This window comes from Rhodanobacter denitrificans (assembly GCF_003335105.1).
In the GTDB taxonomy this organism is placed as follows: domain Bacteria; phylum Pseudomonadota; class Gammaproteobacteria; order Xanthomonadales; family Rhodanobacteraceae; genus Rhodanobacter; species Rhodanobacter denitrificans_A.
In genome coordinates this window covers 98,950-108,670 of sequence record NZ_QFWQ01000009.1, presented here as the reverse complement: position 1 = coordinate 108,670, position 9,721 = coordinate 98,950, and the positions used below count along the sequence as shown (strand labels likewise).

The following is a 9,721-nucleotide window of genomic DNA, read 5'->3' as shown; positions in this document are numbered from 1 at the left end:
TCGGATTTCATCTGGTGAATGAGGGAGTCGCGCATTCCCCGGTTGATCAAATACCGCGCGAGGATCGTGTTCGGACTGAGCACGCTATCTGGTTTCGACTGCGTGTCCGCACGACATGGCAACGACGCTTCCTGCAGTGCCGTCTCACGGGTTGCTGAAAACGACGCCGTGCGGCATGGCGCTTCCATGCCAGCCATTCGGCCAAGCGCGCATGAAATCGATCGTCTGCGATTCCAGTGTCAGTTTCCCGGTGCGGCGATCGACCGTGGCAAAGCGCGCCTTGGTGTCGAGCGCGCCATAACCCGTTATGACCAGGCGATCCCCGCGGGGTTCGAGCGCGAGCCAATGTGGGTACTCGTCAGGCGACAGCAGGATGCGGCTGACTTCGTGCGGATGTTCCGGATCGCTCACGTCCAGGCTCACGATCGCGTGTCCGCTTTGCGCGGCTTCCACCAGAAACCCGCCCACGACCACCGGCACTTCGCACGTGCGGTAGCCGAGGTCATCAACATGTTGCAGCGTTGGATCGCCGCCAGCGAGACTCCGCACCACGAACAGACCGCAATTGAACGTCGGTACCAGGACGGTCTTGCCGTCCGTCAGTACGCGCGGTTCCGATGAATCGGCCGCTGTGTCGTCATACCAATCGAACTGCGGCGGCAATCGCATGGTCTTGATCAGCTTCAGATCGGAAAGTCGCCAGACCTGCGCCACATGACTGACTTGCGCGCCCATCATGTCTGCGCTGCTGGTGACGACGCGATCGAGCTTCGGAACGATCGCCAAGCTGTACGGGCGGATATTGGGATGTCCCGGCGCCGCCGCCGCAGCGGTTCTCACGACCCGGCCGTGCGAATCGAACTCCGCCAATCCGCCCGCGGCGTGGTTGAACCCTCCGGAATACTGGAAGGTTGCCAGCGTGTCGCCATTGGGAAGATAGACGAACGAATGCGGATAGCCGAGCGCGCCGACGCTGCCGAATTTCCGCACGAGCCGCGGATGCACCGGATCGTGCAAGTCGAAGACGTAGGTGCGATTGCCGAGCCAATCGTTGGCATACAGGACATCGTCCGGAGGTTCCGCGTAGTTCGTGTGATGTGCCTGTGCCGCGTCTCCGACCGGCAGCATCGCAACCAGTTTCCCAAACGATGGGCCCGGTTGGACGTCGAAAACCGCGAGGAAGTCCTTGCCCAATCCCAACCCGCTGCGGCGTGCAGGAATGTCGGCCGGCGTCATCTCCGGCACCGAGGCGAGAGGACGCTTGGCTTCCATCGCCCACACGAAAAGATAATGGCTAGGCGCCGACGCGGCCGCCGCGAATAGCGGCAAGCCCAGAGCCAGCAACAGCGCGCAACCGGAAATCACTCGTTTCATGACTCGTCTCCTCATGGGGCTACTCCACGCGGATCACGCGCCAGCGGGGAGCCCAAGCCCAATGTTCATCTACAAGTCTGCGGCGAACTGAGCCCCCGCCACGTCAAGGCAGGCTACACAGCTGCCCAGATCGCCCATCTCTTCCCTGGCTTCGAAAAGCCGCGCATCCCGTCGACGCCGATTAGCTTAGCCATGCTCCTCAACTGGATTTTGTTGGAGTTTCAAAACGGGGCGCAGGCGCAAGCGATCTTGGAGGAGCCGCATTGGCGGAAAACGGTATCGCTGGCCGAGCGAACGATGCTCAAGCCGTACTATCAAGGCGGCCTAGAGTTTCTGAATCGCGCCGCGGATAGAGATCGGCGATTTTATCAATGTTATTTATACGACATGCCGGGAAGCTAATTCTGTATAGGGGGCGCCTGATCGACCGGGAGTAGGCTGTTTGACCGCAGCAGGCTGGCGCGGTCTATAGGCGATCACGGATCTGCGCCGTCGACCACCCTGTTACCGCCACTTTGAGGGGCAACATCAGTACCCCCTCTCGAAGCCACTTGGTGTGCGGGTCAGGATAGAAAAACGCCCAACGGGGGAGCCATGGCGGAGCCATGGGAAAGGCCTGAGAGAGCCAAGAAGAGCCATTAGGGTAGATCTGGGGGGAGCCATGGCGGGCCCCTAACAATTAATAACAGGCACTTAGGAGAACCTAAGCGCCTGTTTTTCTTGGTGCCGGCACCCGGATTCGAACTGGGGACCTACTGATTACAAATCAGTTGCTCTACCAACTGAGCTATGCCGGCGGAGGTGGCGGATTCTAGCAGGCCGGGTGGCGGCACGCTCGACGGCCGATCCATGGCTTGTCAGAAGCAGATGGTGCTGTGCGAGCCGATGCCATTGGCACGGACATGGCTGCGCCAGTCGAAATTGCCGCCGTCGGCGACCACCAGATCCAGCCAGTATTCGGGCACGTTCTCGCTGCGCTCGCTCATGCGGGCCGGAAAGCCGGCCGCGGCGACCTCGTCGCGGCGCTTGCGCGCATTCGCCGGATCCCGGAACAGGCCCAGCGAAATCGTGTTGGGCTGATCGCCGGAGTTGACCACGAAATAGTCGCCGATGTCGTGTGCGGCAAGCTGCCGGGCCATTTCCAGCGCCTGGGCGCGGCTGCCGGCCGCCGGCAGGTAGACCCACCAGCCGCTGGTCTGGCTGGTCTGCTCCTGCCGCGAACGCATGCGCGTGGCCTGCGCAGCCAGGGCCTGCCGCGCATTGCGCAGGTCCTGCGGGGTGGCGAACGGCCCCAGTGCGAGACAGCTGTAGCTGGGGTTGCGCGGCGCCGCGGCGGCAACGACGGGTGGCGCGACAGCCGGCGACACGGTCTGCGCCGGCGTCGGCAACTCCGACAGCAGGCGCAGTTGCGCCACGCCCGGATCGCTGGGGCTGCCGCCACGGGCATACGGTTGCCCCAGCAGCAGCCATGCGCCTACCGCGATATTCAGCGCGATCAACAGAACGAACAACAGACGCAGCAACATCGGACCCCCATCAGCCGGCAACCGTCGTCATTCTAGAGGGCGCCACCGACCTCGGACGCATTCACCCATACGGCGAGGCCGCGGAGTACGCCGTCCTGGCTGAGCCGGGCCGGCAACGACAGCAGCGGCAGCAGCGATGCCGCGTCGCCGCCGCCAATGATCAGTTCGGGCGCGGCGCCAAGCCGGGGCGCCGCGCGCAGGGCGAAGCGCTCGACGAGGGCGGCCGCCGCCTGCCAGCAACCCGAGGCCACCGCGTCCGCGGTGTTGTCGGCCAGATCCACGATCGCGCCGGGTCGTTCCGGCCGCACCTGCGCCGTGGCGTCCCGCAGCGACTGCTGCATCAGCTGCGGACCCGGCGCGATCAAGCCGCCCAGGTGCTGCCCGTCGGCCGCCAGCGCGTCCAGCGTGAGCGCGGTACCGACGCCGGCCAGCACGCAGGGCGCGTGACCACCGGCATGCGCAGCGACCATCACCAGGAAACGATCGACGCCCAGCCGTGCCGGTTCGGCGTATGCATTGCGCACGCCGCAGGCGGCGGCCGGCGTGCGCAGCCATTCCGGCGCATGGCCGAAGCAGCGTTGCGCCACGGCCGCCACCTGCGCTTCGCGCGCGGCGTCGACGACCGATGCACCGATCAACCGAAGCGGCGTCGGCAGACCGGTCCAGGCCGCCTCCAGCGCGCGTGACGCGTCATCGCGCCAGTCCACCGCTCCGCGCGCCAGCCAGCCCTCCGCCTGTGCCTGCAGCGCCCACTTCAGCCGGGTGTTGCCCAGATCGAGCAGCAGCCTCATGAACGACGCACCGTGACATCCGCACTGTCGATCCGCCGCACGCTGCCGTCGGCCATGCGCACCTGCAGGGCGCCCTGTGCGTCCACGCCCGCGCCGATGCCGCCGAACGCACCCAGCGCGCCGCTCAACTGCAACGGCTGCCCGTGCAGCAGGTCGTACCTGGCATAGTCTGCGCGGAACGCGGCGAAACCGTCGTGCTCGAACTGCCTCAGACCATCGACCAGCGCCGCGATCAGCGCCGCCGCCACGCGGTTTCGGTCCGGCGGGACGCCGCCGGCCAGGCTGGCGAGATCGCAGGCCGGCTGGCCGGCTTGCGCGCGCAGTGCCGCGGTCAGCCGCAGGTTGAGGCCGATGCCGATGATCGCCGCGCACGGCCCCTGGTACTCGCCGCTCAGCTCGACCAGGATGCCGCACAGCTTGCCGCCCGCGGCAGCCAGCACGTCGTTCGGCCATTTCAAGCCTGCGCCGGCGATATCGAGGCGCTCCAGCGCACGCAGCACGATCACCCCGACCGCCAGCGACAGCCCGCTCAACGCGGCAAAGCCCGCATCGAAACGCTTGAGGCAGGACATGTAGAGATTGAGCCCCGGCGGCGACAGCCACTCGCGGCCGCGCCGGCCACGGCCGGCACTCTGGGTCTCGGCCAGCACTACGCTGAAATCCCCGGCCGCGGCGCCGCGGCGTTGCAGCTCGCTGGAGGTGGAATCGAGTTCCCAATGCACCTCCAGCGCGCCCAGCGCGTGCGCCTCGGCCGCCGGCAGGGCGGCGCGAATCCGCGCGACATCGAGCATCTGCAACGGCCACGGCAGCTGGTAACCGGCCGCGCCGCGCGCCTCGATCGGCACGCCACGGGCACGCAATGCCTCGACCTGCTTCCAGATCGCCGCACGGGTCATCCCGGCTTGTCCGGCGAGACGGGCGCCGGACAAGGGTTCGCCATCGGCCAGCAGCGCCAGCAACTGCGCCGCCTGCATCAGCAGGCCCCGCGTGCGGGGGCGGCGGCGGCCCGGCGGCCGGGGAGTGATGCGGGTCGGATCGGGCTGAACATCGGCGGATTCTAGCCCGGGCGGCCCGCCATGCGGCATCCGGCGGCCACGCCCGACCCCGCCTCCGGCGCGGTGGGCAGCACTGGCAGGGTGCCGGTGTTTCTGAGACGATCAGCGTCTTCGCTTGCGAGGTCAAGGAGTTTGATCGCCATGCGTGTCACCCACTGGCTTATCGGTTGCGCCCTGGGCATCGCCGGGATCGGCGGCGCCGCGGCAGCAAGCGCAGGCACCCAGGACCTGGACAACTCCCCGCACGCCGCGCTCGACGGCGTCGGCAGCCGCGACGGCAGCACCGGCAGCGGCGGCGATGCCGTGGGGCTGGCCCGCGACTGCCCACAGACCGACAGCCGCGACGGTTCCAGCGGCGGTTCCGGCAACAGCAACGATCATTCCGGCGGCTCCTCCTCCGCCCCGGCGTCGAACCGCCGACCGCATCTGGGCTGGCAATCGCTGCTGCCTGGGTCCATCCAGTAAGCGCTCGGCGTCATGCCGGGGCCTTGGTGGCAATCCCTGCGGGCGCGTCTTGAACCCGCACCGATTGCCGATCCGTTGTGGCGGCGCGCCATCGCCGGTTGCCCGCTGGCGCGCCGCCTGGATCAGGCGCGGCAACAGCAGCTTCGCCAGCTCTCCGCGCTGTTCCTCGCGCGCAAGCGCTTCCACGCGCTGGCCGGTGCCGTGCTGGACGACTACTGGCGCCTGCTGATCGCCATGCAGGCCTGCCTGCCTGCGCTGCAGCAGGGCGCGGCCAGCCTGCGCGGCTGGCGCGAGGTGCTCATCTATCCGGGCGAGTTCAAGGTGCGCCGCAGCCATCACGACGACCGCACCGGCGTGGTCACCGAGGGCGACGAGATCCGCATCGGCGAGGCGTGGGAACACGGCCCGCTGGTGCTGTCGCTGGCCGACGTGCAGCTGGACCTGGAGCAGCCGTGGGACGGCTACAACGTGGTCGTGCACGAGATGGCGCACAAGCTAGACATGCTCGATGGCCCACCCGACGGCGTGCCGCCGCTGGTGGACATCCCCCGGCGGCGCTGGATCCAGCAGTTCCAGCAGGCCTACGACCGGCTGGCCGCGCTGCCGGAACGCGGCTACGACAGCCCGATCGACCACTACGCCACCGAGAGCGCCGCCGAGTATTTCGCCGTGGTCAGCGAGCTGCACTACTCGCAGCCGGCGCTGCTGCGCGAGGCGGAGCCCGGAGTCGCCGAATTGCTGGAAATGTTCTACGGCCGCTCGCCGGCTGAAGGCTGCGAACCGGCCGGCTTCTGCCGCGCGCGCTGAACCCGGGTCAGCTCGCCGCCAGGCTCACGCTGAAGCGCGCACCGCCGAACTCGGGCGAGCGGTCGACCACCAGCTCGCCACGGTAGGCGTGCACGATGTCCTGCACGATCGACAGGCCGATGCCGTGGCCCTGCACCCGCTCGTCGCCGCGAACGCCGCGCTGCAACACCTTCTCGATCTTGTCCTCGGCGATGCCGGGGCCGTCGTCTTCCACGCTCAGCCACAGCCCCGGCCGTTGCCGGCCCGCCTGCGCGCGCACCTTCACCACCAGCAGCACGCGGTGGGCGGCCCACTTGAATGCGTTCTCCAGCAGGTTGCCCATCAGTTCCAGCAAGTCGCCCTGCTCGCCGTAGAACACCGCGCCGTCCTCGATGTCGAATTCGCACAGCACGTTCTTCGCCGCGTAGACCTTCTCCAGGCCCTGCACCAGATCCTCGGCATGACCGGCGATCGGCACCGCGCTGGCGAATGTCTGCCGGCCGGAAGTGGCCGCGCGCGACAGCTGGTAGGCGACCAGCTCGTTCATCCGCCGCACCTGGTCGAGCACGCTGGCGCGCCGCGCCGCCTCGTCTCCCGCCGTCGGCGATTCCAGCTGAGAGCGGATCACCGCCAGCGGCGTCTTCAAGCTGTGCGCCAGGTCGGCCAGCGTGTGCCGGTAGCGCGTGCGCTGCTCGCGTTCGTTGGTGATGAACGCGTTGATGCGCTCGGTCAGGCCGGTCAGCTCCAGCGGGTACTGGCTGTCCAGCTGCTCGCTGTCGCCGCGTTCGACCCGGCTCATGTCGCTGGCCACCTCGCGCAGCGGGGTCAGGCTCCAGCGCAGCAGCAGCAGCTGCAGCACGATCAGCATCACGCCGAGGATCGACAGCCAGATCACCAGGGTGTGGCGGAACACCGCATTTTCGCCTTCGAGCTGGTCCTCGGTCTGCGCCACCATCATGGTGAGACGCACGGCTTTCCTGTCCGGCGTGTCGAACGCCACGCCGTAGCTGTAGTAGTACAGCCGCCCCATGCGCGTGTCGATCGGGCCGACGAACTGGCTCTGCCCCGGCTTCAGCTGCTTCAGGAAGGTGAAGTCGCGCCCGATCGCCGACGACGATTCCCAGTGGAAGCCGTCGCCGATCGCCACCGCGTACAGGCCTGAACCCGGCCGCGAGAAATTGGGATCCGGTGGCGTGTCGGGCGGCAGCAACCTGCCGTACCGGTTGACGTCGGTGTTGGTGATGTACGCGATCGCGAAGTTCTCGAGGCGGTCATGCAGCGTCTGCAGCGCGCGCGCCTTGTTGGTCTGCGTGAGGGTCAGCCCGACCAGGCCGAGAAACCCGGCCAGCACGAAACTGGTGGCGATCGCCGCGCGCGCCGCCAGCGACAGCGGGCGGCGCGGCGGCTTTGCCTCACTCGTCGTCGCCGTCAGTGCGTGGTATGGCAAAGCGGTATCCGCGTCCACGTACCGTCTCGATGGGTTTGAGGGTGCCTTCCGGGTCGAGCTTGCGCCGCAATCGGCCGATGAACACTTCCAACACGTTGGAGTCGCGGTCGAAATCCTGCTGGTAAATGTGCTCGGTGAGGTCGGCCTTGGAGACCAGTTCGCCGGCGTGCAGCATCAAGTATTCCAGCACCTTGTACTCGTAACTGGTGAGATCGACCGGCTTGCCTTCCACCGTCACCGTCTGCGCGGTGGTGTCCAGCTTGATCATGCCGCAAGCCAGCACCGGCTTCGACCAGCCGCTGGCGCGGCGCACCAGCGCGTTGATGCGCGCCAGCAGTTCCTCGACGTGGAACGGCTTGACCAGATAGTCGTCGGCGCCGTGCTTGAGCCCCTCGACCTTGTCCTGCCAGCTGCCGCGCGCGGTCAGGATCAGGATGGGGTAGCGCTGGCCGTGCTCGCGCAGCGCCCTGACCAGCTCCATGCCGGACATCTTGGGCAGGCCCAGGTCGATGATCGCCAGGTCGAACGGCACCTCGCGGCCGAGGTAGATGCCCTCCTCGCCGTCCTGCGCCGCATCGACGGCGAAGCCGTCGCGTTTCAGGCGTGCCGCCAGCGTCTCGCGCAACGGCGCCTCGTCCTCCACCAACAGGATGCGCATTAGTGTCTCCCTCTGTTGCCTAAGTCGATGATGGCCGGACGCAGATTCGAGCTGACCGGTGGCGAATTGCCCCGGGGCGGCTCGACCGGCGATGCCGCCGACGGGCCGCTCCGCGGAACCTCGGCCGGTACCGCCACCACCCGCACGTGGCCGTCCGGGTCGAGTACTTTGATGCGATATTCGGTATGGCGGCCGAACTTGCGCGGATCGGCCGACAGCACCTTGCCGCCGGTCTCCCGCTGCACCTTCGCCACCGCCTGCTCCAGGGTCAGCGACGGCGCGGCCGGTTGGGCCGCACGCACATCGCCGCCTGCGATCAGCAGCAGCATCAGCACCAGCGGGAGGCATTGCTTCGACATGGTTGCCTGGATTCCATCCGGATTCGGTTCCGGTTGCCGTTCAGCCTAGGGAACCGCAGCTGAATACTGACCGGATGGGCGTGCGCTGTCACGCCGCGAGCGGGCGCGGCGCCAGCGCCCGTTCGATCAGGGCCCAGCCGGCGCCCGGCAGGTGCGCGCCCTCGCTGAGGATTCGGCGGAAGCCGCGCGCACCCGGCTCGCCCTGATACAGGCCCAGCAGGTGCCGGCTAATGTGCTTCAGCGCGGTCCCGCGCGCCAGCTCGGCCTCGATGTACGGCCGCAGTTGCCGCAGCACGCTTTCGCGGGCCGGCAACGGCTCGCCGTGCAGCGCATGCTCGATCTGCGCCAGCAGGTACGGATCGTGGTACGCCGCGCGCCCCAGCATCACCCCGTCCAGCCGGGCCAGGTGCGCCTGCACCTGCGCCACCGTGGTGATGCCGCCGTTGATCACCACCGCCAACCTGGGGAATTCGCGCTTGAGCCGGTACACCCGCTCGTAGTCCAGCGGCGGCACCTCGCGGTTCTCCTTCGGCGACAGGCCCTTCAGCCAGGCCTTGCGCGCATGCACCACCAGCACCTCGACGCCAGCTTCCAGCATGAGCCCGGTGAAGTGCTGCAGGCCGGCGTAGTCGTCCTGGTCGTCCACGCCGATACGGCATTTCACCGTCACCGGGATGCTCACTGCATCGCGCATCGCCTTCACGCAGTCGGCCACCAGCGCCGGCTCGTACATCAGGCAGGCGCCGAAGCGGCCCGACTGCACCCGGTCCGACGGGCAGCCCACGTTGAGGTTGATCTCGTCGTAGCCGGCTTCGGCGCCGAAGCGCGCCGCCTGCGCCAGCTCGTGCGGGTCGCTGCCACCGAGTTGCAAGGCCAGCGGATGCTCCTGCTGACTGTGCTCGAGCAGGCGCAGCTGTTTGCCGCGCACCAGCGCCGCGCTGGTCACCATCTCGGTGTACAGCCGCGCGCGCGGCGACAGCAGGCGGTGGAAGTAGCGGCAGTGCCGATCGGTCCAGTCCATCATCGGGGCGACGCTGACACGCCAGTCGGCGGCGGAGAGAGCGCTGGTGCGTGGTGAAGGCAAGCTGGACATGCCGCCATTGTAATGGCTGGCAGCCCAATGCTCGCCCCGGAGCGGCCGGCACAGGCGCCGCGCGGTCCGCTCGCGTATCCTACGCAGCTGTCGCCGCGTCCATTCCGGCGCTCGCCAGGCACCGCGGTCGTTGCCGCCCTCCCCGCGAGTCCCCATCTCCGGTCTGC

The 9,721-nt window shown here is 68.0% G+C and carries 10 protein-coding genes and 1 tRNA gene; 2 read left to right on the top strand and 9 right to left on the bottom strand.

Annotated elements, in window-relative coordinates:
• Window positions 1–144: 144 nt before the first annotated feature.
• The 5 genes from DEO45_RS14490 to DEO45_RS14465 form a co-directional block, all read right to left on the bottom strand.
• A complete protein-coding gene (locus DEO45_RS14490) occupies window positions 145–1,374 on the bottom strand; it encodes a hypothetical protein (protein ID WP_147269704.1) in 1,230 nt (409 codons plus the stop codon).
• A gap of 721 nt (window positions 1,375–2,095) precedes the next feature.
• A tRNA-Thr gene (locus DEO45_RS14480) sits at window positions 2,096–2,171 on the bottom strand.
• A gap of 60 nt (window positions 2,172–2,231) precedes the next feature.
• Window positions 2,232–2,900 carry an SPOR domain-containing protein gene (locus DEO45_RS14475; protein WP_114345007.1) on the bottom strand — a complete coding sequence of 223 codons (669 nt, stop codon included), beginning with the start codon at window positions 2,898–2,900 and terminating at the stop codon, window positions 2,232–2,234.
• Between the two features lie 32 nt (window positions 2,901–2,932).
• The gene (locus DEO45_RS14470; protein ID WP_114345005.1) at window positions 2,933–3,691 is read right to left on the bottom strand and encodes a type III pantothenate kinase; all 759 of its coding nucleotides are present in this window, start codon (window positions 3,689–3,691) and stop codon (window positions 2,933–2,935) included.
• A complete protein-coding gene (locus DEO45_RS14465) occupies window positions 3,688–4,665 on the bottom strand; it encodes a biotin--[acetyl-CoA-carboxylase] ligase (RefSeq protein WP_114345003.1) in 978 nt (325 codons plus the stop codon). The genes DEO45_RS14470 and DEO45_RS14465 overlap by 4 nt, the downstream gene beginning before the upstream one ends.
• Window positions 4,666–4,887: 222 nt before the next feature.
• Here DEO45_RS14465 and DEO45_RS14460 point away from each other — a divergent pair, with 222 nt between their 5' ends.
• Complete coding sequence (locus DEO45_RS14460; RefSeq protein ID WP_114345226.1) at window positions 4,888–5,211, top strand: hypothetical protein; 324 nt, start codon at window positions 4,888–4,890, stop codon at window positions 5,209–5,211.
• Between the two features lie 12 nt (window positions 5,212–5,223).
• A complete protein-coding gene (locus DEO45_RS14455; RefSeq protein WP_114345001.1) occupies window positions 5,224–6,018 on the top strand; it encodes a zinc-dependent peptidase in 795 nt (264 codons plus the stop codon).
• A 7-nt stretch (window positions 6,019–6,025) separates the two neighbouring features.
• Here DEO45_RS14455 and DEO45_RS14450 read toward each other — a convergent pair whose 3' ends face one another.
• From DEO45_RS14450 to dusA, 4 genes are all read right to left on the bottom strand, one after another.
• On the bottom strand, window positions 6,026–7,444 hold the full coding sequence (locus DEO45_RS14450) for an ATP-binding protein (RefSeq protein WP_114344999.1): 1,419 nt from the start codon (window positions 7,442–7,444) through the stop codon (window positions 6,026–6,028).
• Window positions 7,410–8,102: a response regulator transcription factor gene (locus DEO45_RS14445; RefSeq protein ID WP_114345225.1), complete on the bottom strand. Its 693-nt coding sequence runs from the start codon at window positions 8,100–8,102 to the stop codon at window positions 7,410–7,412. Before DEO45_RS14445 ends, DEO45_RS14450 begins: the two co-directional genes overlap by 35 nt.
• Entirely contained in the window at window positions 8,102–8,461 is a 360-nt protein-coding gene (locus DEO45_RS16640; protein ID WP_189339769.1) for a PepSY domain-containing protein, read from the bottom strand. The genes DEO45_RS14445 and DEO45_RS16640 overlap by 1 nt, the downstream gene beginning before the upstream one ends.
• An 88-nt stretch (window positions 8,462–8,549) precedes the next feature.
• On the bottom strand, window positions 8,550–9,554 hold the full coding sequence (gene dusA / locus DEO45_RS14435) for a tRNA dihydrouridine(20/20a) synthase DusA (protein ID WP_114344996.1): 1,005 nt from the start codon (window positions 9,552–9,554) through the stop codon (window positions 8,550–8,552).
• Between the last annotated feature and the right edge of the window lie 167 nt (window positions 9,555–9,721).

Excerpts from the sequence above, each read along its gene's own strand:
- DEO45_RS14465 (WP_114345003.1), bottom strand. The coding sequence starts at position 4,665 with ATGCAGGCGGCGCAGTTGCTGGCGCTGCTGGCCGATGGCGAACCCTTG.
- DEO45_RS14475 (WP_114345007.1), bottom strand. The coding sequence starts at position 2,900 with ATGTTGCTGCGTCTGTTGTTCGTTCTGTTGATCGCGCTGAATATCGCG.
- DEO45_RS14455 (WP_114345001.1), top strand. The coding sequence starts at position 5,224 with ATGCCGGGGCCTTGGTGGCAATCCCTGCGGGCGCGTCTTGAACCCGCA.
- DEO45_RS14490 (WP_147269704.1), bottom strand. The coding sequence starts at position 1,374 with ATGAAACGAGTGATTTCCGGTTGCGCGCTGTTGCTGGCTCTGGGCTTG.
- dusA (WP_114344996.1), bottom strand. The coding sequence starts at position 9,554 with ATGTCCAGCTTGCCTTCACCACGCACCAGCGCTCTCTCCGCCGCCGAC.
- DEO45_RS14470 (WP_114345005.1), bottom strand. The coding sequence starts at position 3,691 with ATGAGGCTGCTGCTCGATCTGGGCAACACCCGGCTGAAGTGGGCGCTG.
- DEO45_RS14460 (WP_114345226.1), top strand. The coding sequence starts at position 4,888 with ATGCGTGTCACCCACTGGCTTATCGGTTGCGCCCTGGGCATCGCCGGG.
- DEO45_RS14445 (WP_114345225.1), bottom strand. The coding sequence starts at position 8,102 with ATGCGCATCCTGTTGGTGGAGGACGAGGCGCCGTTGCGCGAGACGCTG.
- DEO45_RS16640 (WP_189339769.1), bottom strand. The coding sequence starts at position 8,461 with ATGTCGAAGCAATGCCTCCCGCTGGTGCTGATGCTGCTGCTGATCGCA.